The 24,260-nt window shown below is 63.4% G+C and carries 19 protein-coding genes; 12 read left to right on the top strand and 7 right to left on the bottom strand.

From position 1 onward, the window contains the following. Positions 1-76: 76 nt before the first annotated feature. Together ACOVQ0_RS09840 and ACOVQ0_RS09835 are read right to left on the bottom strand one after the other, a co-directional pair. The gene (locus ACOVQ0_RS09840; RefSeq protein WP_421883623.1) at positions 77-727 is read right to left on the bottom strand and encodes a DUF1345 domain-containing protein; all 651 of its coding nucleotides are present in this window, start codon (positions 725-727) and stop codon (positions 77-79) included. A 5-nt stretch (positions 728-732) separates the two neighbouring features. Further along, a complete protein-coding gene (locus ACOVQ0_RS09835) occupies positions 733-2,691 on the bottom strand; it encodes a M61 family metallopeptidase (protein WP_421883620.1) in 1,959 nt (652 codons plus the stop codon). Positions 2,692-2,793: 102 nt separating this feature from the next. Here ACOVQ0_RS09835 and hisS point away from each other — a divergent pair, with 102 nt between their 5' ends. From hisS to ACOVQ0_RS09800, 7 genes are all read left to right on the top strand, one after another. Continuing rightward, a complete protein-coding gene (gene hisS / locus ACOVQ0_RS09830; RefSeq protein WP_421883618.1) occupies positions 2,794-4,146 on the top strand; it encodes a histidine--tRNA ligase in 1,353 nt (450 codons plus the stop codon). Positions 4,147-4,384: 238 nt separating this feature from the next. Continuing rightward, positions 4,385-5,449, top strand: coding sequence for a peptide chain release factor 1 (gene prfA / locus ACOVQ0_RS09825; RefSeq protein WP_421883615.1), 1,065 nt, complete (start codon positions 4,385-4,387; stop codon positions 5,447-5,449). A 105-nt stretch (positions 5,450-5,554) separates the two neighbouring features. After that, on the top strand, positions 5,555-6,427 hold the full coding sequence (gene prmC / locus ACOVQ0_RS09820) for a peptide chain release factor N(5)-glutamine methyltransferase (protein ID WP_421883613.1): 873 nt from the start codon (positions 5,555-5,557) through the stop codon (positions 6,425-6,427). Positions 6,428-6,624: 197 nt separating this feature from the next. After that, the gene (locus ACOVQ0_RS09815) at positions 6,625-7,623 is read left to right on the top strand and encodes a DUF4167 domain-containing protein (RefSeq protein WP_421883611.1); all 999 of its coding nucleotides are present in this window, start codon (positions 6,625-6,627) and stop codon (positions 7,621-7,623) included. A gap of 60 nt (positions 7,624-7,683) precedes the next feature. After that, positions 7,684-9,264 carry an apolipoprotein N-acyltransferase gene (gene lnt, locus ACOVQ0_RS09810; protein WP_421883608.1) on the top strand — a complete coding sequence of 527 codons (1,581 nt, stop codon included), beginning with the start codon at positions 7,684-7,686 and terminating at the stop codon, positions 9,262-9,264. A 74-nt stretch (positions 9,265-9,338) separates the two neighbouring features. After that, positions 9,339-10,544, top strand: a complete 1,206-nt coding sequence (metK, locus tag ACOVQ0_RS09805) for a methionine adenosyltransferase (RefSeq protein ID WP_421883605.1) — start codon at positions 9,339-9,341, stop codon at positions 10,542-10,544. Positions 10,545-10,717: 173 nt separating this feature from the next. Then, positions 10,718-11,329, top strand: a complete 612-nt coding sequence (locus ACOVQ0_RS09800; RefSeq protein ID WP_421883602.1) for a lysozyme — start codon at positions 10,718-10,720, stop codon at positions 11,327-11,329. A gap of 2 nt (positions 11,330-11,331) precedes the next feature. On the opposite strand, the gene ACOVQ0_RS09795 is transcribed toward ACOVQ0_RS09800, so the two are convergent. Further along, a complete protein-coding gene (locus tag ACOVQ0_RS09795; protein ID WP_421883599.1) occupies positions 11,332-12,633 on the bottom strand; it encodes an acyl-CoA dehydrogenase family protein in 1,302 nt (433 codons plus the stop codon). After that, positions 12,633-13,964 (bottom strand): phosphotransferase, encoded by a 1,332-nt coding sequence (locus ACOVQ0_RS09790; RefSeq protein ID WP_421883596.1) that lies wholly within the window; start codon positions 13,962-13,964, stop codon positions 12,633-12,635. Before ACOVQ0_RS09790 ends, ACOVQ0_RS09795 begins: the two co-directional genes overlap by 1 nt. A 227-nt stretch (positions 13,965-14,191) precedes the next feature. On the opposite strand from ACOVQ0_RS09790, the gene ACOVQ0_RS09785 reads away from it, so the two are divergent. After that, positions 14,192-15,160, top strand: a complete 969-nt coding sequence (locus tag ACOVQ0_RS09785; protein ID WP_421883593.1) for a serine hydrolase — start codon at positions 14,192-14,194, stop codon at positions 15,158-15,160. A 222-nt stretch (positions 15,161-15,382) separates the two neighbouring features. Here the strand turns inward: ACOVQ0_RS09785 and ACOVQ0_RS09780 are convergent, their stop codons facing one another. After that, positions 15,383-15,577 (bottom strand): hypothetical protein, encoded by a 195-nt coding sequence (locus tag ACOVQ0_RS09780; protein ID WP_168851232.1) that lies wholly within the window; start codon positions 15,575-15,577, stop codon positions 15,383-15,385. Here ACOVQ0_RS09780 and ACOVQ0_RS09775 point away from each other — a divergent pair. Both ACOVQ0_RS09775 and polA read left to right on the top strand, forming a co-directional pair. Next, positions 15,576-15,791 carry a hypothetical protein gene (locus ACOVQ0_RS09775; RefSeq protein WP_421883590.1) on the top strand — a complete coding sequence of 72 codons (216 nt, stop codon included), beginning with the start codon at positions 15,576-15,578 and terminating at the stop codon, positions 15,789-15,791. The genes ACOVQ0_RS09780 and ACOVQ0_RS09775 overlap by 2 nt on opposite strands. Positions 15,792-15,847: 56 nt before the next feature. Further along, positions 15,848-18,685, top strand: coding sequence for a DNA polymerase I (polA, locus tag ACOVQ0_RS09770; RefSeq protein ID WP_421883587.1), 2,838 nt, complete (start codon positions 15,848-15,850; stop codon positions 18,683-18,685). A gap of 140 nt (positions 18,686-18,825) precedes the next feature. Here polA and ACOVQ0_RS09765 read toward each other — a convergent pair whose 3' ends face one another. Beyond that, complete coding sequence (locus ACOVQ0_RS09765) at positions 18,826-19,524, bottom strand: hypothetical protein (RefSeq protein WP_421883584.1); 699 nt, start codon at positions 19,522-19,524, stop codon at positions 18,826-18,828. Positions 19,525-19,697: 173 nt separating this feature from the next. On the opposite strand from ACOVQ0_RS09765, the gene ACOVQ0_RS09760 reads away from it, so the two are divergent. Further along, positions 19,698-21,206 carry a YifB family Mg chelatase-like AAA ATPase gene (locus tag ACOVQ0_RS09760; protein ID WP_421883581.1) on the top strand — a complete coding sequence of 503 codons (1,509 nt, stop codon included), beginning with the start codon at positions 19,698-19,700 and terminating at the stop codon, positions 21,204-21,206. A gap of 213 nt (positions 21,207-21,419) precedes the next feature. Here the strand turns inward: ACOVQ0_RS09760 and ACOVQ0_RS09755 are convergent, their stop codons facing one another. Beyond that, positions 21,420-21,668, bottom strand: coding sequence for a GlsB/YeaQ/YmgE family stress response membrane protein (locus ACOVQ0_RS09755; RefSeq protein WP_421883577.1), 249 nt, complete (start codon positions 21,666-21,668; stop codon positions 21,420-21,422). A gap of 496 nt (positions 21,669-22,164) precedes the next feature. On the opposite strand from ACOVQ0_RS09755, the gene ACOVQ0_RS09750 reads away from it, so the two are divergent. After that, positions 22,165-24,183 carry a ribonucleoside-diphosphate reductase subunit alpha gene (locus tag ACOVQ0_RS09750; RefSeq protein ID WP_421883574.1) on the top strand — a complete coding sequence of 673 codons (2,019 nt, stop codon included), beginning with the start codon at positions 22,165-22,167 and terminating at the stop codon, positions 24,181-24,183. Positions 24,184-24,260: the final 77 nt, after the last annotated feature.

The following is a 24,260-nucleotide window of genomic DNA, read 5'->3' as shown; positions in this document are numbered from 1 at the left end:
GAGAACGCGCTGCCCCTAGCGAAGCCGCTTGTGCGTCGCAACAAGACTTATGGCGAAACCTCTGTTCGCGCGGCTTTCATCCGATTGCGTTGATGGTGAAAGCGATCACGCCGATATTGAACACGAAGGCAGCAAAGGAATGCGCCGTTGCGATCCGGCGTATTGCCCTGCTGGTTATCGCGGTGTCGGATGTCTGGAAGGTCATGCCCAGCGTGAAGCTGAAATAGACGAAATCGAGATAATCCGGCGTTTTGGTGCCGGGAAAATCGATGCCGCCCGCGTCGTTGCCATCACGCGACGAATAATAGAGGTGTGCATAGTGCAGCGCATAGACGGTGTTGGTGAAAAGCCACGTCAGCAGCAGGGTGCCGACCAGCTTGATCATCGCCATGCGATTTCCGGCCGAAGCTGGCGGCAATTCGCCCGAGATGGCAGCCAGAACCACCATCGTCACGACCGTTGTAATGACCAGCACCAGCAGGCGATTTGCGTCATTGCTGGCGGCGTGGAGGCGGATGCTACCTGTATCGGCATCGCGCAGCAGCGGCAGCATCGATGCAAGGAACACGGCTGCGGCCAGGTCGAAGCTCATCGCCGCAGCATCGGCCAGGCTTTCGGCCCCCGGCAATTGCCAATAGCCGATGAATCCGGCCACCAGCAGCGTCAGGAACAGGATGAAGCGCGGCGGCGCCAGCCGGTTGCCCAGCCCGCTCCCGCCGCGCATCATGGTGTTTATTTCGCCTTCTTGGCTGCAGCACCGGGCCGCTTGGGTTCGAACAGCAGGTCGAGCGCGGTGGGTGCCTTGCCGGGGGCCACACGTTCAAGCCACGGATAGCGCAGGCCATCCTTGTATTCGATGCGCAGGGTGTCGAACCGGCTGCCCCGCTTGACCAGCAGGTCCAGCGGCGTTCCCTTTTCACCCTTGGCTGCGGTGATCGCCTTCTTCATCGCATCGGCATCATAGGCCACGCCGTTCACGGCCATGATCTGTGCGCCCGTCACGATTCCGGCGTTGAAAGCGGGGCTGTCCCAGCGTGCGCCGGTAACCTTGCCTTCCTTGTCGATCGAGAGGCCGATCGAATTGGTCAGGCTCAGCGTCTTGCTGAAATCGCCCGCCGCCTTGGCATAAGGGTTTGGCTCTTCCTTCCAGACCAGCTTGTAGCCGCCCTTTTCGATCCCGTTCAGCGGTGCGGGCTGGCCCGGCTGGTTGATGCGGGTGTCGATCAGCTTGGCCCAGTCATAGGGGTAGAGCGCGTTCAGCTTGGTCACGATCTCGTCCACCTCGAACGGGATCTGGCCATAATCGCCCGGATTCATGCCGAAGAAGGCCTTGGCAAAATCGTCGATGGACTTCTTGCCGCCGGTGCCTTCGCGAAGTATCTGGTCGATCTCCAGCCACACCAGCGCACCTTCGGTGTAGTAATCCTCGTTGCGGGCAAGCGAGGAATAGGGCTTGGCCTTGCGCGAGGCGAAGACCGGATCGAACCCGGTATCCTCGACCGAACGCCATTCACGCCCCGGCTGCTGGGTGTAACCGCCTGCCCACTGCGCCAGCATCCCCAGCACCATGTCCTTGCCCTGAAGGCCCGAACGGCCTGCCAGCACAAGGCCCCAGAACTGGTCCTGCCCTTCATAGGTCCACAACAGGTCGCCCTGCATCGGCTGGCGATAATCGGGCGTCCATAGCCGCGCGGGGCGGCGGAACTTGCCCGACCACGAATGCGCATATTCGTGCGGCAGCAGGTTGCGGTCCCACTCCTGCTTGTCCCAATCGGTAAAGGCTTCCGGCTCAAGCTGGTTCTCGCTCGACCGGTGATGTTCAAGGCCGATGCCCCCGATCTTGTCGGACAGGGCAAGCAGGAACTCGTAATGGTCGAAATGGTTCGCGCCGAACGCCAGCTTGGCCTCGTCCACCAGCGCAGCGTGCGCGGCGATCTGTTCGGGCTTGGCTTCAAGCTGTTCGGGCTTGTCGGCCACGACGTTGAGCGTGACCTTCTGTCCCAGATCCCACTTCTTGAAATAGCGCCCCGCAAAGATCGGCGAATCGACCAGCGTTTCGTAGTCCGTCTCGGCCCATGTCGCGCGATTGCCGCTCATGGCCATGCCATCCAGTGCGGTGGCGGCGGTCCAACCCTGCGGCAGCGTGACGCTGGGCTTCACCTTGATCCGCCGCACGTAATGGCCTGCCGGGTACAGGCTCATCTTCTCCCACTGCAGGTTCAGCATTTCGGGCGTCATGGTGACGCGCCCCTCGTTCGAAGCGAGCGGTGAAGTATGGATGAACTTGGCCGTCACCGCCTTTGCGCCAGCGGGCAGCATGACGTGGAAGGCATAGACCTCCACCCGATCACGCTTCCATTCCACCGGCTTGCCATCGACAAAGAACTGCACGCCGACCAGTTCGGCCAGTGGCCCGCGCGGGCCGTGATTGCCGGGCAACCATTGCGGGAACAACAGGATCAGTTCCTTTGCGCCAGATGCCACCGGGATCACCTGCGTCACGCGATAGGCGCGGCGCATCGTGTCTGACGCATCGATATCCAGCGTCATCGTGCCGGGATAGGCCACGTCCTGCGCATCGGGCACGGTCTGCGTGATGGGCACGGCCTTGGGTGCCGAATTGGCAGCAAGCGCCTGTGGTGAAACGGAAAGGGCGAGGAGGAGCGGGGCAACCGCGAGGTTTTTCAGCATGGGATCAGTTCATGACGCGATGCGGTCACATTCGCAACCATCGGGCGCTTCCTTTTTCACGACACTTCCCGTTTTGCGCGAATGCGGCTAATCGCGCGCACCATGAGCACACAGACCCCAAGCCCCAAGACTCCTCAGGCCATCCGCGGCACGCAGGACATCTTCGGCCCCGATGCCGAGGCTTTCGCATTCGTCGTCGAAACGTTCGAGCGCGTGCGCAAGCTCTATCGTTTCCGCCGCGTGGAAATGCCGGTGTTCGAAAAGACCGCCGTGTTCAGCCGTTCGCTGGGCGAGACGACCGATGTCGTTTCCAAGGAAATGTACAGCTTCGAGGATCGCGGCGGGGAATCGCTGACGCTTCGGCCTGAGTTCACCGCAGGCATCGCCCGCGCCTTCATCACCGATGGCTGGCAGCAATATGCGCCACTCAAGGTCGCCACCCACGGCCCGCTGTTCCGCTATGAACGCCCGCAAAAGGGCCGCTACCGCCAGTTCCACCAGATCGACGCCGAAGTGATCGGTGCGGCTGAACCGCAGGCCGACGTGGAACTGCTGGTCATGGCCGACCAGTTGCTCAAGGAACTGGGCATTCAGGACGGCGTGACGCTGCAACTGAACACGCTGGGCGATGGCGCCAGCCGCGAGGCATGGCGTGAGGCGCTGATCGCGTACTTCCGCGCCGTGAAGGGCGATCTGTCCGAAGATTCGCAGGACCGGCTGGAGCGTAACCCCTTGCGCATCCTCGACAGCAAAGACCCGCGCGACAAGGTGTTCACTGCTGAGGCACCCAAGATCGACGATTTCCTGAGCGATGAAGCACAGGACTTCTTCGCCAAGGTCACCGGCGGACTGGACGCCGCAGGCGTATCATGGACCCGCGCCCCGGCGCTGGTGCGCGGGCTGGACTACTACCGCCACACCGCGTTTGAATTCGTGACGGACCGTCTGGGCGCGCAAGGCACCGTGCTGGGCGGCGGGCGCTACGACGGGTTGATGGAAGCGCTGGGTGGGCCTGTGACGCCTGCGGTGGGTTGGGCTGCGGGGATCGAGCGGCTGGCGATGTTGGTTCAGCCTCCTGAACAACAACCGGTCATTGCTTTGGTGATTGAAAGCGATGAAACTCGACTGCTTAATATAGGCACGATGTTCGCTAAGGCTGCGAGAAATAGCGGTGCGCCAGTCCTGATATACAATTCAGGAGGGGTTCGGAAACGCTACGACAAAGCGAAAAAGACGCAGCCCGGTTTGATTCTCACGATCTCCTCAAGCGAAGCAGATGGCGAGTTTGGGCGTTTGTCAGTGAAGCCTCAGGGTACCGCAAGCGCTGAACTTACGAACTCTTTGTTAGCTTCTCCAAAAATGCTGATGAAGAATCAGTTTTCGGTCCCTGAAATCCTATGGGAATCGGTAGTTCATGGCGGCGGCACGGTTTCGATGGTGCCTGGAAAGGCATGAAAATAGACTGTTCTCTTCGTCACCCTGAACTTGTTTCAGGGTCCATCTCTCCCCCGGCACGGACATCGCCTGCGGAGGGATGGATGCTGAAACAAGTTCAGCATGACGAGTGCTTCCCTACGAACAAACACCCCGTCACCCCGGGCTTGACCCGGGGTCCCGCTATTCTTCCCGCAACGGCGCACCAACAAGCGGGATCCCGGGTCAAGCCCGGGATGACGAAGTTTGGGGCTGTGGCATGAGCGTATCCGACGCCCGCCTCGGCCATCTCACGCACCGCTTCGCTGAACTCGAAGCGCGGCTTGCTTCGGGCACGCTCGAAGGCGCAGACTTCATCGCCGCCAGCCGCGACTATGCGGAACTCGAACCCGTCGCCCGCATCGCGCAGGAAATTGCCGCGATGCGCGAGGAACTGGTGAGCCTTGCAGCGCTTGACGACCCGGACATGCGCGAGCTGGCCGACGAGGAACTGCGGCGCATCCACGCCGAACTGCCCGAAGCCGAACACCGCCTTGCTGTGGCCATGCTGCCGCGCGATTCGGCGGACAGCCGCCCCGCCATGCTCGAAATCCGCGCAGGAACCGGGGGCGATGAGGCCGCGCTTTTCGCCGCAGACCTGTTCCGCATGTACGAACGCTATGCCGCCGAACAGGGCTGGCGGGTGGAAGTCGTCTCGGTCAACGCCAACGACCTTGGCGGATACAAGGAAGTCGTCGCCAACGTCACCGGCAGCGGCGTCTTCGCCAAGCTGAAGTTCGAATCCGGCGTCCACCGCGTGCAGCGCGTGCCGGTGACCGAATCTGGCGGGCGCATCCACACCTCTGCCGCCACCGTCGCCGTCCTGCCCGAACCCGATGAAGTGGACGTGCGGATCGAGGACAAGGATCTGAAGATTGACGTCTATCGCGCCAGCGGTGCGGGCGGGCAGCATGTGAACACCACCGATTCGGCGGTTCGCATCACGCACTTGCCCACCGGCACCGTCGTCACCTGTCAGGACGGGCGCAGCCAGCACAAGAACAAGGACAAGGCGATGCAGGTCCTGCGCGCCCGCCTGTTCGAAGCACAGCGCGATGCCGCGCAGGGCGAAGAGGCCGAGGCGCGCAAGGCGATGGTGGGCAGCGGCGACCGCTCCGAACGCATCCGCACCTACAACTTCCCGCAAGGCCGCGTGACCGACCACCGCATCAACCTCACGCTCCACCGCCTGCCCGAAGTGCTCGAAGGGCCTGGCCTGGCCGAACTGGTCGACGCGCTGATTGCCGAGGACCAGTCCAAGCGGCTGGCGGCGATGGATGGGTGACATTGGTCGCCAAGCCTTGCTGCTCCCCCGCGAAGGCGGGGGCCTCAGTCGGTTTACGCCAACCTTCCATAACAATACCGAGGCCTCCGCCTGCGCGGGGGCGCAATGCGTGTGAAGGTTGCAGACACCCTCCGCGCCGCCGCCGAACGCCTGTCCGCCACCTCGGACACCGCCCGGCTCGATGCCGAACTGCTCATGGCTCACGCGCTCGGCTGCACCCGCACCGATCTGCTGCTGCGTCATATGCAGGCAGAAACCCCTGCCGCCTTCGCCGCGCTGGTCGAACGCCGCATGGCTCACGAACCTGTCGCCTACATTACCGGCAACGCCGAGTTCTACGGGCTGGAGCTAACCGTCAGCCCCGCCGTGCTGATCCCGCGCGGAGATACGGAAACATTGGTCGAGGCAGCGCGTGAGGCCTTCGCCAGCCGCCAGCCGCCCCGGCGCATCATCGATCTGGGCACCGGTTCGGGCGCGCTGCTTCTCGCCGTGCTATCGCTCTGGCCCGAAGCGGAAGGCGTGGCGATAGAGCGTTCTCCCGAAGCCCTTGCCGTTGCCCGCGCCAATGGGCAGCACCACGCCCCCACAGCACGCTTTCTGTCGGGCGACTGGACGCAGCCGGGCTGGGCGGCTGACCTTGGCCGGTTCGACCTGATCCTGTCGAACCCGCCCTATGTCGAGGATGAGGCCGAGCTTGCCCCGTCAGTCCGCGCGCACGAACCGGCGCAGGCGTTGTTTTCCGGGCCTGAAGGACTGAATGATTATCGCCTGCTGGTGCCGCAAATTCCCGGCCTGCTTGCCGAAAATGGCATTGCGATCATCGAGATCGGCTGGACGCAGGGTGCCGCCGTTTGCGCGCTTGCGCACCAGGCTGGAATGGATGCAAGGCTGCACCATGACCTTGCGGGACGCGAAAGGGCTGTGGAAATGGCAGAAATGCCCAATATTCCTCTTGGCAAGGGCCGCTTGGCCGATTAACTGTGAAGTCAGGCAGGGGACGGATGAGGCTTCCCGTCCCGGCCAGCTCCACCATTTGCAGGGATGAACGGTCATAGGGGCCGGGAAGAGCGCAGATGCTGGAAACGCCGATTCGCTAGAATCGCGAACCGGCGGCGGAGGGTTGTGCGGCATTAAAGGTTCGCACCTGTTTTTCGAGAGGCCACCCATTTAAGGAAGTGCCTGAGTTGAATAACAATCGTGGTAACAACCGCCGTCGCGGTCGCGGTAACAACAACCGTCCGCAGAATGGTGGCCAGCAGCTCAACCGGATCGACAGCCGCGCACGGGGCAATGCCCCCCAGCTGCTCGAAAAGTATCGCAAGCTTGCGCAGGACGCCCATATGAATGGCGATCGCGTGCAGGCGGAATACTACCTCCAGTTTGCCGATCACTATTTCCGCGTGATCGCCGATACCCGCACCCGTCAGGAAGAACAGCGCGCCCGCCAGAACGGTGGCGAACGCTGGCAGGACCAGGACGGTGAGGATGACGGCGGCGATTTCAGCGTCGAGGGTGATTTCCCCGCGTTCGACCGCCCGGTTTCAACCCGGCGTGAGCGTGAGGACCGCGATGACCGGCCTGAGCGTGGTGATCGCAGTGACCGTAACGACAGGAATGACCGGAACGAGGGTCGTCGTGAGCGCGAAGATCGCCCGCGTGAGGACCGTCCCCGTGAAGATCGGCAGCGTGAAGATCGGGTCCGCGATGATCGTCCCCGGGAGGATCGTCAGCGCGATGATCGGGGGGATCGCAACGAAGGTCGGCGCGACAATAACCGCCGCTTCGACCGCAATCGCAACCGCGATGCAGAGGTTGAAGCGCCTGCGGCAGAACCGCTCCCCGGCGAAGGCGTTCCCGCGAGCGAGGGTGAGCCGATTGCCGACGCTGGCGAAAATCCCTTCGTGCGTGATGCCCGCCCGGCACGCGGTGGCCTGCGCCCCCGCACCGAACGCCGTCCCCGCGCGGCCAAGCCCGTGGCCGACGAAGCGCCTGCAACGCTTGATGCCTCGTTCCTGCCGCCATCGATCAGTGCGCGTGCAGAACCTGTGGCAGAACCCGCTCCTGCCCCTGAAGCGCCTGCACCGGTTGCCGAAGAAGCTGCCCCTGCACCCAAGAAGCGCGGTCGCCCGCGCAAGGCCGCTGCGCCCGAAGCCAGTGAGCCGGTTGAAGGCTGACATATGACGCCGGGTCTGGCCGCTTGCGGTCGGCCCCGGTGCACCCCATAGCAGAGGGGCATGAGCCGCTTTCGCCTCCCCCTCCGCCCAATACCCCGTAACCATTTGCTGACTGTTGCCGCCGGTGGCCTTGCCGCCTGCGGTTTCCAGCCGCTGGGCCTTTGGCCACTGACGCTGGCCGCGCTGGCGTGGCTGATTCATCGCCTCCATGTGGTGAAAACATGGCGGCAGGCGCTGTTGGCCGGGTGGCTGTTTGGCGTCGGGCACTTCACTGTCGGCAATGGCTGGATCGCCACGGCGTTCACCTATCAGGCGGAAATGCCCGCGTGGCTGGGCTGGATCGCGGTCTTCCTCCTCGCGCTCTATCTGGCGGTGTTCCCGGCCATTGCAACGCTGCTGGGGTGGTGGCTGGCAGAAACGCGCCGGGCCATGCTGCTGCCTGCCTTTGCGGCCGCGTGGATATTGGCCGAATGGATGCGGTCGTGGCTGTTCACCGGCTTTGCGTGGAACCCCCTGGCAATGGTCACGCTGGGCGGTTTTGATCGCCCCGGCCTTGCCCTTGCCGCGCAGTGGATGGGAACATATGCGCTGTCCGGCCTCGTCGTGCTGCTGGGCGGCTGGTGGCTTTTTGCGCTCAGATCATGGCGGCAGGAGCGCAAGTGGGCCGCTGCGGCCTATGCGCTTGGTCCCGCGTTGCTGCTGGTCCTGCCGCTTCACGGTGAACGCCGCGAAGGCACATTGGCCTATACGCTGGTCCAGCCCGATGTGCGCCAGGACTTGCTCAACGATCCCGCCAACTACGAAAAGCAGTTCCAGACCAGCGCCGCGCTTTCGCTGCCCCGCAAACCGGGTGAGACGCGGCTGGTGCTCTGGCCAGAAAGCGGCGTGCCCGATTTCCTGCGCCCCGGCTATGCGCAGTTCTGGTATGACGAGACGACCTATGCTGGCGATCCGCTGGTCGCCCGCGAACGGCTGGGCCGTGTGGCGGGCAAGGGCGGCCTGTTGCTGACCGGCACTACCGACCTTGCGATGAAGGGGCCGAAAGTAACGGGCGCATGGAACGTGGTCACCGCGCTCGATTCGGGCGGCGAGATTCGCGGCTCCTATGCCAAGGCGCATCTGGTGCCCTATGGCGAATATCTGCCCATGCGCGAGATTCTCGAACCCATCGGCCTTTCGCGGCTGGTTGCGGGAAGCCTCGATTTCCTCGCCGGGCCGGGGCCGCGCACGCTCGATCTGGGACGGCACGGCAAGGCTGGAATCCAGATCTGCTACGAGATCATCTTCTCGGGCGAGGTCGTCGATCGCGCGCATCGGCCAGACTATCTGTTCAACCCGTCGAACGATGGCTGGTTCGGCGCATGGGGGCCGCCGCAGCACCTTGCGCAGGCACGAATGCGCGCGATTGAGGAAGGTCTGCCGGTTCTGCGCTCCACCACCACCGGGATCAGTGCGGTGATCGATGCCGATGGTGTGGTTCGCCAGTTCGTGCCGCCGCTGCGGGCAGGGCGGCTTGATGGAAAGGTGCCGCCAGCCCACGCGCCGACACCCTTCGCGCGCTTTGGCAACATGCTCGGCCTTGCATGGGCAATAGCGCTTCTTTTCGTCGCACTGGTTGCAAGCGCTACGCGGAAACGCTAAGCGGGGGGTGACATAAAGGTTTCTTTATATCGCCTCGGCCCGTTTCGGGCACGGCCATCAGCATAGGACCGCCAATGCGCAGCGATTACCTGTTCACTTCCGAAAGCGTCTCCGAAGGCCACCCGGACAAGGTTTCCGACCAGATCAGCGACGCCATCGTCGACCTGTTCCTGTCGAAGGATCCCGAAGCCCGCATCGCCTGCGAAACGCTGACCACGACGCAGCTTGTCGTGCTGGCTGGCGAAATCCGCTGCAAGGGCGTGTATGAAGACGGCGCGTGGGCACCCGGCGCGCAGGAAGAAATCGAAAAGACCGTCCGCGATACCGTGAAGCGCATCGGTTACGAGCAGGACGGCTTCCACTGGGAAAAGCTGGAATTCATCAACCGTCTGCACGGCCAGTCGGCCCACATCGCGCAGGGCGTCGATGCGGCTGACAACAAGGACGAAGGCGCGGGCGACCAGGGCATCATGTTCGGTTACGCCACCGACGAAACGCCCGACCTGATGCCTGCGACGCTGTACTACAGCCACAAGATCCTTGAACGCATGGCCGCTGATCGCCACTCCGGCGCGGCGCCGTTCCTTGAACCCGACGCCAAGAGCCAGGTCACGCTGCGTTACGAAGGCTCGCTGCCCGTTGCGGCAACCGCCGTCGTCGTCTCCACCCAACACGCGCCGGGTTATGACGAAGGTGAAAACGAAGCCGAACTGCACGCCTATGTGAAGCGCGTGATCGCCGACGTGATCCCGCCCGTGCTGCTGCGCGAAACAACCTATTACATCAACCCGACCGGTTCGTTCGAAATCGGTGGCCCCGATGGCGATGCTGGCCTGACCGGGCGCAAGATCATCGTCGACACCTATGGCGGCGCAAGCCCGCATGGCGGTGGCGCGTTCTCGGGCAAGGACCCGACGAAGGTTGACCGTTCGGCGGCCTACATCACGCGCTATCTGGCGAAGAACGTCGTTGCCGCTGGCCTTGCCACGCGCTGCACGATCCAGATCGCCTATGCCATCGGCGTGTCGGAGCCGCTGTCGCTCTATGTCGATACGCACGAAACCGGCACCGTGGGCGACGACAAGATCGAAGACGCGATCAAGGCGATTGCCAAGCTCGGTGGCCTGACCCCGCGCGGCATCCGCACGCATCTGGGCCTCAACAAGCCGATCTATCAGCCGACGGCGGCCTATGGCCACTTCGGGCGCAAGCCGGAAGGTGACTTCTTTCCGTGGGAACGCACCGATCTGGTCGACGACCTGAAGGCTGCTTTTGCCTGAAATCCTGAAGTGCACCTAGATGCACCTAACTGCACCTAGGCGTACCTGAAGATCACGGAACGGCCCGCTTCGCACTGCCGAAGCGGGCCGTTTTGCGTGTTGGGTTTCATCTCCGTTTTCCTACATTCCAACCGGCGCGCACGACTCTGGTTTTTGGACGGAGTCGGACCCTCATGCGCGAACTCACCCCCCGCATCGCCCTTGAACTGATCGCCCACGAAGGCATCGTGACCGAAGCCTACAAGGACAGCGTTGGCGTGTGGACATGGAGCGTCGGAATCACCGATGCGAGCGGGCACAGGGTGTTCCCGCGCTATCGCGACAAGCCGCAGCCGCTGGAACATTGCATCGGCGTGTATCTTTGGCTGCTGCGCGAAAAGTACCTGCCGCCGGTGCTTGCCGCGTTCGGGCCGCACGATCCCACCGAGGCGGAGCTGGGCGCGGCGCTGTCGTTCCACTGGAACACCGGTGCGATTGCGCGGGCGAGCTGGATCGGGCGGTTCGTGAAGGGCGATGTCGAAGGCGCGCGCAGATCCATGCTCGACTGGGCACGCCCGGCCTCACTCCTGCCGCGCCGCCGCAAGGAGCAGACCTTGTTCTTCGACGGGCGGTGGAGCGAGGACGGGACGGCGCTGGTCTATGGCGTGGCCAAACCTTCCTACCGGCCTTCGGGCGGCAAGCGGGTGGAGGTGCGAACGCTGGTAGAGGGGCTGTTTGCCAACAAGCCAGCGCCCGTTCCGGTGGTCGAGGAAAAGAAGACGTGGTTCGACCGGTTGTTCGAATGACTTTACCCGAACAACCCCTTCCTCGGCCCCAGATAGCCGAACAGGAAGGCGCCCACTTTCCGCATCTGGATTTCCTCGGCGCCTTCGGTGATGCGGTAGCGGCGGTGGTGGCGGTAGATGTGTTCGAAGGGTTTGTGGCGCGAATAGCCGATGCCGCCGTGGACCTGCATCGCCCGGTCCGCCGCTTCGCAGACCAGCCGGTTCGCCCAGTAGTTGCACATCGATACCTTGTCGGACAGTTCGCGCTCGATACGCTTGTGGCCGCCGTCTTCGGCTTCGAGGCGGTCCATATCCCACGCGGTCTTGCGGATCAGAAGGCGCAGCATTTCGCATTGGGTGGCGAGGTCGACGAGGGGGAACTGGATCGCCTGATTGCGGGCCAGTTCCTCGCCAAAGGGCTTGCGTTCGCGGGCATAGCGTACCGATTCCTCAATGCAGAACGTGGCCGCGCCGAGCGAGGATGCGGCCTGCCGGATGCGGTTCTGGTGGACGAAGCTCTGTGCGATCGACAGGCCGCCGCCGACCGGGCCGAGGATGGCGCTTTCGGGCACCCAGACATTGGTGAATGACACGCGCGGGTGGTCGGTCGGCATGTTGAAGGTCCAGAGGTACTCCTCGATCACGAGGCCTTCGGTGGGGTTGGGCACGAGGAAGCAGGTGATGCCGCGCGCATCGCCATTATCGCCGCTGGTGCGCGCAAATGTGGCGCAGTGCGTGGCAACGTGCATTCCGGTGGTCCACATCTTTTCACCATCGATGCGCCAGCCTGCCACGCCATCGCGTGACTGGGGCACGGCACGGGTTTCCATGTGGGTGGCGTCCGATCCGTGGTTCGGTTCGGTCAGGCCAAAGGCGGTGCGGCGGGTGCGGGCGAAGCCGCCGTTGATGAATTCGTCCTGCTGTTCGGGTGTGCCGAAGTGTTCGAACATGTTGACGAACGGGAAGTTGCCGACGATCGAGTGTTCGTTCTGCAGATCGTTGTGCAGGCCAAGGCCCTTTGCGGCAAAGTGATCGCGGATGACCGCCATCCACAGGTTCTGGCCATCCTTGCCGCCATATTTTTTGGGCGCGGAAAAGCGCCAGTGCCCGGCGGCGTCGGCGCGGCGGGTGGCTTCGGCCAGCAGCGCTTCCCATTCGTGGCGCGGCAACCCGCCATTGTCGAAATCGGTGCGCGCCCATTCGCGGCGGTGATCGAAGAAGCGCACGTTGTCATCCGCCTGTTCCAGCGGCTTGATGTCTGATTCGATGAAGGCATCGAGTTCGGCAAGGTAAGCGACGAGGGTTTCGGGAAGGTCGAAGTCCATCAGCGGTTCTCCCAGAGCGTGCGGGCGGCGGCGAGCGCCGGATATTTGGGCATGTCGGCAGACAGGGTGGAAAGCGCGCGGGCGCGCAGCGTGGCGAGGAGGCCGGGCGTGGCAAGGGACTGGCGACCGGCGAGAAGGTCTTCGGCCAGTGCCTTGTCGGCAGGGCTGGCGCGGGCAGAGAGTTCGCGGCGCACGATGCCGAGCGCGTTCTGCGCGACGGCCAGTTCCCAGCGTTCGCGGCCTGCGAGCTTGTCTTTCACCGTAGCGGCGAGCCATTCGGAGACAGCGGTCAGAATTTCGGCTGCGGTTGGTTCGCCCGTGCTGGCGGGTGATTCGGGCATGGCAGGTGGCAGGGGGCGGGCACGTTCGGTTTCTGGCGCTTCGCTTTCCAGCAGGCGCAGCAGGTCGAGTTCCTGTTCGGCGCAGCGCCGTGCCACGACGACGCGTTCAAGCGAACGATCGGTGCCGCTGCGCCAGGATTGCCCCATCGACAGGCATCCCAGCGCCCACCAGACGGTGCGGTAAACCAGCCAGAAGCGGAAGCGGGCGGGATTGAATGCCTCGCCGCCAGCGGCCTGATAGGCGTGGGCGAGGGTTTCTATATCGGTCAGGCCGAAGCCCTGCCTGTCCAGTCGCCCGAAGCGCCACACCGCCATGCAGCCGTAGGCAAGATCTTCGTGGCCATCGCCAAGATGGGCCAGTTCCCAATCGAGCACGCCCGAAAGGCGCTCTTCATGGACCATCAGGTTGCCGATGCGGAAATCGCCGTGGACGACCACGGGTTCGGCGGGCGGCGGCAGATTGCGGCGCAGCCATGCAAGACCAAGTGCAATCAGGGGACGATCTCCGCCCGCTTCGGCGAACTGGCGGGCGAGGCCTTCAACGCCTTCTGCGGGATCAAGGCGCGGCAGAAAATCGAGGCCGCGCGTGTTTAGCGCGTGGATTCGCGCCATCGCCTTTGCCAGATCACTGGCCAGCTCGGGCGGTGAGGACAGCGCGGTTTCAGGATCGGCAGTGCCCGGCAGGCAGCGCATGATAAAGCCGATGCCGAGATCGTCAGCGGGTGCGAGTTCGGCTATGACTTCGGGGGCGGCGACACCGGCTGCATGGGCGCGACGGATCAGTTCTGCTTCGCCCGCCATGTTCAACGGACGCGCGGCGATCCATTCGGCGGAAGGCGCGCGACGCAGCACGAAACGGTCCTGCCCGCAGGCAAATAGCCACGATTCCATGTTGGCTCCGCCCGAAAGGCGTTGCAGGCCGGTGACCGGATTTGCGGCCGTATCCACCCCGCCTGCGCGGTGCATGACCGCTTCAAGCAGTCCTTCCATCGTCTCTCCAGCCTGCGGCTTGCATGCCGCTGGGAAGACTATTCTTAACCGATCAGTTAAAGTCCAGCGCGAATCATTGTCAGATCACCGAATCGGAATTGGTTCCCCCGGATCGGATCATCCGCGCCAGCCTTGCGCCGAGGTGTTCGAAAAGGCACTTTGCGGCGGAATCACAAACGGTTAGTTTCGTTAAATTCGCATAAACCGGGATCGGGGTAAGTGAGGGCATGAAGTTTCGCACCGCACGAATCGTTGCAGCACTGCTTACGGCAGTGCCCGCGCTTGTCGCCACCGTACCCCAGGTGCAGAGCCGCGACGCGATTTCGTTGCAGGACCAGCGTGATCAGATCATCCAGCAGCAGGTTGCCGCGATTGCCGCCGAAGGGCGCGGGCGGATTGGCGTGGCGGCGATGGATCTTGATGGTGGCGGCCAGATCTTCGTGAATGGCGATATGCCGTTCCCGATGGCCAGCACGGCCAAGATCGCGGTGGCGGCAACATTCCTAGAACAGGTTGAAAAGGGCAATTACCGGCTCGACCAGCAGTTCCCGATGATGGTCCGCGTGGTTGAACGCGGCACGCCAAGCCCGGAAGCGCCGCTGCGCGCAGGCAGCGTGATGACTGCGCAAAGTCTGATGGAGTTGATGATCACCCGCAGCCACAACGAGGCGACGGACGGGCTGATCAAGGTTGTCGGCGGTTTCGAAAACGTGAATCGCTGGCTGACGCGCAACGGCATCACCGGGCAGCGGCTGGACCATACGATGGCCACGCTGGTGCGCGATGACGGCAAGGTCGATCCCGCCAAGGTGATCGACACCCGCACATCCAGCACGCCGCGCGCGATGATCGCGCTGCTGGCGGCGATTGACCGGGGCGGCGTGCTCAGCCCTGAAAGCCGGGCGGTGCTACTTGATACGATGACCCGCACCAGCACGGGCAAGACCCGCATCCGTGCAGGCCTGCCCGCTGGCACACTGGTGGCGCACAAGACCGGAACGCTGGCTGGCGTGACCGACGATGTGGGCATCGTGCGCCTGCCCGATGGGCGGCATCTGGCGGTGACGTTCTTCGTCACCGGGCCTGAGGGTCATGCGGCGCACGCCGGGCTGATCGCACGGATGATGCGCACGATCTATGACGGGTACAGCGCGCCATTGGGCAAGAGCACGCAGGATCTGGTGCGCCGCCGCTGATGGCGGGTGGGGGTGTTTGGGCCAAAGTCGGTCCACCCCGCTGCGACTAACTTCACTGCATTCAGTAAGTCTCGCGGCCCTCCCGCCTGCGGGAGGGCGTAGGGTCGTGCACAGATTCATGCGCTGCAGCGTTCGAGTATAAACCAACAGCGCAAAAAGAAAGAGGCGCGGTCCGAAGACCGCGCCTCTCTCTAACTCGCGTAATCTGCCTTAAGGCAAAGATTACATCGCAGCTTCCGAAGCTTCGGCAGCAGCTTCCGAGGCAGCGCCCGAAGCGTCAGCAGCAGCAGCCGAGGCATCGGCAGCAGCTTCAGTTGCTTCAACAGCAGCTTCGGTGGCTTCTTCAGCCGGCTTTTCCGAGCAGCCAGCGAGAGCGAAGGCGGTGCCGGCGACAGCGGCGAGAATGAGCTTGCGCATGCGTTACAATCCCTGGATTGAAGTGACCAGCGCCGGGCAAGCAGCCCGCCGCAAAGCCTACTCAAGCGGTAGACTTCGCGACCCAATTAATCGGCAATTCATCGCGTTGCAAGCACAAGACGAACGCAATCTGTCTCATCTCGTCTATCGCGCGGGTGCGCTTGCCTTTTTTTCGCCCAATTTCCGGGCTTTTCAGCTTTGCACAGACCTGTGACAAAGTTGCGGCGGCAAGGCGATGACGCGGCGTTTCAGCCCTGCTAACACCCCCGGATGAGCGAAAAGCAGCATCTCTATCTGGTCGACGGGTCGGCCTATATCTTCCGCGCCTATCACCGGCTGCCACCCCTGACGAACCCTGTGGGAACGCCTGTGGGCGCGGTCTACGGCTATACCACGATGCTGTGGAAGCTGGCCGAAGACCTGCACAAGGCCGATGGGCCGACGCATCTTGCGGTGATTCTCGACAAGGCGGGCACATCGTTCCGCAACGACCTGTATGATCAGTACAAGGCGAACCGTCCGCCGCCGCCCGAAGATCTGGTGCCACAGTTCCCGCTGATCCGCGATGCCACGCGGGCGTTCAGCCTGGCCTGCATCGAGGAAGAAGGGCTGGAAGCGGACGATATCATCGCGTCCTATGCCCGTGCCGCCACGCTGCGCGGCTGGGACGTGACGATCGTTTCGTCCGACAAGGATCTGATGCAGCTTGTGGGCAAGTGCGGTGTGGGTGGCGGCTGCGTCGACATGCTCGACACGATGAAGAACCAGCGCATCGACATTCCCGAAGTGGTCGAGAAGTTTGGCGTGCCGCCGGAGAAGGTGGGCGATGTGCTGGCGCTGATGGGCGATTCGGTCGACAACGTGCCCGGTATTCGCGGCATCGGGCCGAAAACCGCCACGAAGCTGATTCAGGAGCATGGCGATCTCGAATCGGCGCTGGCCGCAGCGCCGGGGATGAAGGCGAGCAAGCTGCGCGAGAGCCTGATCGAGCAGGCCGAGATGGCGCGGCTATCGCGCGTGCTGGTGCAGCTGAAGGAAGACTGCCCGCTGCCGGTGCCGATCGAGGACTTCAAGCTGGACGTGATCCCGCGCGATCCGCTGGCGGCGTTCCTAGAAGAGCATGGCTTTACCAGCCTGCTGCGGCGGCTGGACGACGGCAAGGGCAGTCCGGGGCCAAAGACGCAGCTCAATCCGGCAAAGGTGGACAATGCCGGCGCGCCTGCTGCGCCTGTGGATGAGCGCCGCCCTTTGCCTTCATGGCCTGCGGTGGACCGTGAGGCCTATCCTTGCGTGCAGACGATGGAAGCGCTGGAGCAATGGATCGCGCGCGCCTTTGCCGCGCGCGTGGTGGCCGTGGATACCGAAACCAGCGCGCTGGATGCGATGCGGGCCGATCTGGTGGGGGTGAGCCTTGCGCTTGGCCCGAATGATGCCTGCTACATCCCCTTGGGGCACGGCGGATCGGATATGTTTGCCGAAAAGCCCGAACAGGTGGACCGCGAGGCTGCGATTGCCGCTTTGAAGCCGCTGCTGGAAAGCGATGCGGTGCTGAAGGTGGGGCAGAACATCAAGTACGACATCAACGTGCTGGCACGGCACGGGGTGAACCTCGGCCCTATCGATGACACGATGGTGATGAGCTTCTGCCTTGATGCAGGGCGCAGCGAAGCGGGTGTTGGCGGGCATGGCATGGACGAGCTGTCCGAACGGCACCTGGGCCACGCCACGCTGGCATTCAAGGATGTGTGCGGCACCGGCAAGAAGGCGATTTCCTTTGCCGAAGTGCCGCTGGCCGATGCCACGCGCTACGCCGCAGAGGACGCGGACGTGACATGGCGTCTGCACCGGCTGTTCCAGCCCCGGCTGGTGGATGAAGCGGGAATGCGCGTTTACAGCCGCGTCGACCGCCCATTGGTGCCGGTTGTCGCCATGATGGAGCGCAATGGCATCAAGGTGGATCGGGAGCGTCTGGCGGGCCTCTCGGCCGAGTTCGCTACGCAGATCGCGCGGCTGGAAGGCGTGATCCATGAGAAGGCGGGCATGGCCTTCACCATCGGCAGTCCGAAGCAACTGGGCGAAGTGCTGTTCGACAAGCTGGGTTACAAGGGCGGGAAGAAAGGCAAGACCGGGCAGTATTCCACTGACCAGTCGGTGCTGGAAGGACTTGCTGCGCAGGGCGCGGAAGTCGCCACGCTGGTTCTGGAATGGCGGCAGCTTTCCAAGCTGAAATCGACCTATACCGATGCCCTGCAGGCCGCGATCAATCCCGATACGGGCCGCGTACACACCAGCTACAGCCTTGTCGGCGCGCAGACCGGGCGTTTGTCGTCCAATGAGCCGAATCTGCAGAACATCCCGATCCGCACTGAAATTGGCCGCCAGATCCGCGATGCCTTCGTGGCGGAGCCGGGCAACGTGCTGCTGGCGGCGGACTATAGCCAGATCGAACTGCGGCTGGCCGCGCATATGGCCGATGTGCCAGCGTTGAAAGAGGCCTTTGCGCAAGGCGAGGACATTCACGCACGCACCGCGATGGAGATGTTCGGACACGTCGATCGCGACACGCGCGGGCGGGCCAAGACGATCAACTTCGCTATCCTGTATGGCATCAGCCGCTGGGGCCTTGGCGGGCGTCTGGGCGTGAGCGCGGACGAGGCGCAGGCGATGATCGACCGCTATTTCGAACGCTTCCCCGGCATCCAGCGCTATATCCACGAAACGCTGGAGAGCGTGCGCGAGCGGGGGTATTCGGAAACGCTGTTCGGCCGCAAGACGTGGTTCCCGCGCATCGGGTCGAAGAATCAGGCCGAGCGGCAGGGCAGCGAACGCGCCGCGATCAACGCGCCGATTCAGGGCACCAGCGCCGATATCATCAAGCGCGCAATGGCCCGCATGATGCCTGCGCTTGCCGAGGCGGGACTGCCCGACGTTAAGATGCTGCTGCAGGTGCACGACGAACTGGTGTTCGAACTGCCTGAGAGTGACGTTGCTGCAGCCAAGCCGGTGATCGAGCGGGTTATGGCGACGGCGGCAGAGCCTTCGGTGACGTTGACGGTGCCGCTGGGCGTGGAGATCGGCACGGGGCTATCGTGGGGGGCGGCGCACTGATTGTCTGGTGCGCCCTTCGCATCCGCGAAGGGCTTGCGGCACCAGCCCACTCCCCCGGCCCGACCACCCAGAGCCTACTCGGTGGAGGTAATCGGGCCGAGGGAGCGGGCTGATGCCGCAAAAGTGCGCATGGCCACGCTTCAGTTCAGCGCGGCAAACTTCTGCAGATCGCCGGTGCCGAGCATCAGCACTTCTTCATGCGGCACCGAATTGGTGAGCGCGTAGAATTCCGCCGCCTTGTCTGCGGGCAGGCCCATTTCGCGGTAGTAATCGACGTAGGCGCGGTTGACGGGATCGTTGGCGCTGAAATCTTCGGGTTCGCGCCCGTCTTCGTCCAGCCATGCATGAACGACGAACGCGGCGTCGGGCGCTGCGCTGCGCGTGGCTCCGGCAAGGAACAGTTCCACCGCGCCCGATCGCACAGAACCGTGTTCGGGCACGTGCGTGGCGATGCCCTGCGCACGGATCATCCGGCCGAGGCGCAGGTTGGCGAAATCATCGACCGTGCCGGGGCAATCGGGCATTTCCAGCACGCGGATGCCGGGAAAGGCGCGCAGCATCTTCTGGAAGTCTGCGGGCGAATAGCTGTCGGTTTCGGCCACCAGCGCGGCGCGGCTGCCATCCAGCACTTCGAAGGGGCCGAAGCTGGCCACGCCTTGCACATCGGCGCGGGTCAAGCCGACGATGCGTTCCGAACCGGGTTCGTAGACTTCGACGGTGGTGGTTTCGGTCCATGTGACGCCGTTCTCCACCCATGTGCGCGTGCTGACCTCGCGCGCCGATGCCGGTTGGCAGGCGAGCAGGGCGCAAAGCATGGGCGGGGCGAGGCGGCGAAGCATGACCTATGCTTTCGGCTCAGGCGGATTGCCGAAGTGCCAAGGAACGCGGTTAAATTGTCTTCACTGTGATTTGCGGATGACTCCGAGATGCCTCGGAAATGGCAGCATCCCGCCCCCACGGCGACTTCTCGCACGCTACCCTCAGCAAAATCTCTTATCGGGCAGGAGGATGAATGGTCGCGCTGGTCTCCACGGTTGCCTATCTGGGGCTGGAGGCGCGCGGGGTGGAAGTGCAGTGTCAGGTCGCGCCGGGGATGCCCGCATTCCGCGTGGTGGGCCTGCCGGACAAGGCCGTGGGCGAAAGCCGGGAGCGGGTTTCGTCGGCGCTTTCCGCATTGGGGCTGGCGCTTCCGCCAAAGCGGATCACGGTGAACCTTTCGCCGGCAGACTTGCCCAAGGAAGGCTCGCACTACGATCTGCCCATAGCGCTGGCGCTGCTGGCAGCAATGGGCGTGATCGATCTGGAGCAGATTGCCGATTATGTGGCGGTGGGCGAACTGGCGCTCGATGGCCGGGTTCTGCCATCGCCCGGTGTGCTGCTGGCGGCCATCCATGCCAGCGGGCAGGACAAGGGGCTGATCTGCCCCGCCGCACAAGGGCCTGAGGCACGCTGGGCGAGCGGGATCGACGTTATCGCCGCGCCCGACCTGATCGGGCTGCTCAACCATCTGAAAGGCACGCATCGTCTGCCGCAACCCGCGCAAGGCGTGGCAGAACCGCCGCGCCGCATGGCGGACCTGAAACAGGTGAAAGGGCAGGAAACGGCCAAGCGCGCGCTGGAGATCGCGGCGGCAGGCGGCCACAACCTGTTGATGATCGGGCCGCCGGGAGCGGGCAAATCGCTGATGGCATCGTGCCTGCCGGGTATCCTGCCCGAACTGACGCCAGCAGAGGCGCTGGAAGTTTCGATGGTGGCATCGGTGGCGGGCACATTGGAGGAAGGGCGGATCAGTCGTGCGCGGCCTTTCCGCAGCCCCCACCATTCCGCATCGATGGCGGCGCTGACCGGTGGAGGATTGAAAGTGCGCCCCGGCGAAGTGAGCCTGGCGCATCTGGGCGTGCTGTTTCTGGATGAATTGCCCGAATTCCAGCGGCCCGTGCTGGATTCGCTGCGGCAACCGCTGGAGACGGGCGAGGTTACCGTGGCGCGCGCCAATGCGCATGTGACCTTCCCCGCACGGGTGCAGCTTATCGCGGCGATGAATCCCTGCCGCTGCGGGCATCTGGGCGATCCTGCGCTGGGGTGCAGCCGCGCGCCGCGCTGCGCGGGGGATTATCAGTCGAAAGTGTCAGGGCCTCTGCTCGATCGCATCGACCTTCATGTAGAGGTCGATCCGGTATCAGCCGCCGATCTGGCGCTGCCGCCACCTGCCGAAGGATCGGATCAGGTTGCCGCCCGCGTGGCGCAGGCGCGCAGCATTCAGATCGCGCGGCTGGAAGGAAGTGGGATGCGCAGCAATGCCGAGTTGAACGGCGACATGCTCGATACCCATGTCACCCCGGATGAGCCGGGGCGCAAGCTGCTGGCCCAAGCGGCCGAAGCCATGCGCCTGTCCGCGCGGGGCTATACCCGGATGCTGCGGGTAGCGCGGACGATTGCGGATCTTGGCGGAGCCGAGACGGTGGGGCGCATTCATGTGGCCGAGGCTCTGAGTTACCGCAGGATTGCGCCGAGGGCCTGATCGGCGGCGGTGGTGTAGGAAAGAGTTTTCGCACGCAAAGACGCAAAGACGCAAAGGCGCGAAGAGGTTGTGTGCGCCGCAGGCTCAATTGTCGCATGATAGCGTGACAGCTACAGGTGCAGAGCGGCTTCGCCGGAAGCACTCCATCTTCGCGCCTTCGCGCCTTCGCGTCTTTGCGTGAAAATTCCTGATTCAATTCGGTGCGGTATCGATTCAGAGATTCCGCCCAAGGAAGATCAGCACCATCGCGCCGATCACCGAAGCAAGGCAGCCTGCGCGGTTTACGCCTTCGCCAAAGGGGCCGCCCGAACGCCAGCTGGCAAACAGCCCCGCCACCAGTGCGCCACCCACGCCGAGCAGGATTGTCTTGAGAAGGCCAATATCGACCGCGCCGGGATAGAGGAACCGCGCCAGCACGCCGACCACCAGCCCGGTGAAGAGGATCGAGATCAGATTCAGCACGTATGTTCTCCATTCCTGTGGACACATCATATGGTGCCGGTTGACCGGTTCTTGTCCACAATTTGGTGATGCGGATTAAAAAAAGTTGAGGGTTGGCATTTTGCCTCTTGCAGTGACGCTTCTCCCGCGCGTCGCTGCACTGCAGCATGACTTGCGTGGCGACGAAACGAATCGGGCGTGCGACGAATCGAGTCTGCCTGCGGATCATTACCCTCTTGTGTCTGAATCCGGTTGAGGCACTATGGGTTGTGGTCAGGCTTCAGGGGGACCTCTAAACCTAGTTTAGGGCGCTTGGGCGTGTTTTTCGCGCAATGGCAGTGCGTTGCCGGTGCGAAGGGCAAATGGGGCCGCGATTTTGGATTTCGGAGCGAAGCGGGTGCGGGACAAGATTGTTCCACTTTCGTTCCGCTTCCTGTAAGGTTGGGATGCGCTCCCGATTCGATTATGGATTGATCGCCCGGCCCATGTGTCGGGATGCGAAAACAGGGGTTGCGACGTGGATTTCAGGACTGGAGACGGCTCCGTGGTTGCGCAAGACGAACTGGCGCTGGCAGGCGCTCCGGCATCGGCCTCGGAAGCCACCCCGGAATCGACCGGCGAGGCGAAGGCAATGGACATGAACACCAAGGATGCTGGCAGCGATGCGCTGGTGGCCGGCATGGCTGCTGCGATGGCTGCAGCGGCGGCACCGGTCAGTGATTCCAAGAAGGTCAATCCGCGCCGCTTCACTATCGTGACCGATGACAGCCGCGATGCGCGCCTGACCGATTTCGGCAAGGATACGCTGGACGACCGCTATCTGCTGCCGGGCGAAAAGTATCAGGATCTGTTCGCGCGCGTGGCCGATGCCTATGCCGACGATCAGGAACACGCCCAGCGCCTTTACGACTACATCTCGAAGCTGTGGTTCATGCCCGCAACGCCGGTGCTTTCGAACGGCGGCACCGGGCGCGGCCTGCCGATCTCGTGCTATCTGAACTCGGTGGATGACAGCCTTGAAGGCATCGTTGCCACCTGGAACGAGAACGTGTGGCTGGCATCGCGCGGCGGCGGCATCGGCACCTATTGGGGCAAGGTGCGCGGCATCGGTGAATCGGTGGGCCTGAACGGCAAGACCAGCGGCATCATCCCCTTCGTGCGCGTGATGGACAGCCTGACGCTGGCGATCAGCCAGGGTTCGCTGCGCCGTGGTTCGGCAGCGTGCTATCTCGATGTGTCGCACCCGGAAATCGAGGAGTTCCTTGAAATCCGCAAGCCGAGCGGTGACTTCAACCGCAAGGCGCTGAACCTGCATCACGGCGTGCTGCTGACCGATGAATTCATGGAAGCGGTGCGCGATGGCGCCGAATTCCACCTGCGCAGCCCCAAGGACGGTTCGATCCGCAGCACCGTGGATGCGCGTTCGCTGTTCCAGAAGCTGGTTGAAACCCGCCTTGCCACGGGCGAACCCTATATCGTGTTCAACGACACGGTGAACCGCATGATGCCCAAGCATCACCGCGATCTGGGCTTGAAGGTTTCGACATCGAACCTCTGTTCGGAAATCACCCTGCCCACGGGTCGCGACCATCTGGGCAACGATCGCACGGCGGTGTGCTGCCTGTCCTCGCTCAACCTTGAAACGTGGGACGAATGGAACGGCGACAAGCGCTTTGTCGAAGATGTGCTGCGCTTCCTCGACAACGTGCTGCAGGACTATATCGACCGCGCGCCCAGCGAAATGGCCCGCGCGAAGTATTCCGCCGCGCGTGAACGCTCGGTCGGCATGGGCGTGATGGGCTTCCATTCGTTCCTGCAGATGAAGGGCATCGGCTTTGAATCCGCGATGGCCAAGGCGTGGAACCTCAAGATGTTCAAGCACGTGGCAGCCAAGGCCGACGAGGCTTCGCTGATGCTGGCGCAGGAACGCGGGCCGTGCCCGGATGCGGCGGACATGGGCGTGATGCAGCGCTTTTCGTGCAAGATGGCAATCGCGCCGACCGCTTCGATCAGCATCATCTGCGGCGGCACCTCTGCCTGTATCGAACCGATCCCGGCGAACATCTACACGCACAAAACGCTGTCCGGCTCGTTCGTGGTGAAGAACCCGTACCTGCAGAAGCTGCTGGCCGAAAAGAGCAAGGATTCCACCAATGTGTGGAACTCGATCCTTGAGCACGGCGGATCGGTGCAGCACCTCGATTTCCTCAGCCCCGATGAAAAGGCGATCTACAAGACCAGCTTCGAGATCGACCAGCGCTGGCTGCTGGAATTTGCCGCAGATCGCACGCCTTTCATCGATCAGGCCCAGTCGCTGAACCTCTATATCCCGGCAGACGTAGACAAGTGGGATCTGATGATGCTGCACTTCCAGGCGTGGGAGAAGGGCATCAAGTCGCTCTATTATTTGCGTTCGAAGTCGGTCCAGCGGGCAGGCTTTGCCGGTGGCGTGGAGGCGGACAACACCTCTGCCGCACCGAAGATCGAACTCGCCACGGCAGAAACGGATTACGAGGAATGTCTGGCCTGCCAGTGATGGCGCGCCGGTAGCTTCTGCCCCTGCCATGACGGTTCCGGTAGCCTCCGCGCGTCTCGAGACGCCTTCCCGGCTGC

Source organism: Novosphingobium sp., from assembly GCF_049240505.1.
In the GTDB taxonomy this organism is placed as follows: Bacteria; Pseudomonadota; Alphaproteobacteria; order Sphingomonadales; family Sphingomonadaceae; genus Novosphingobium.
This window is presented reverse-complemented; position numbering and strand designations above follow the sequence as displayed.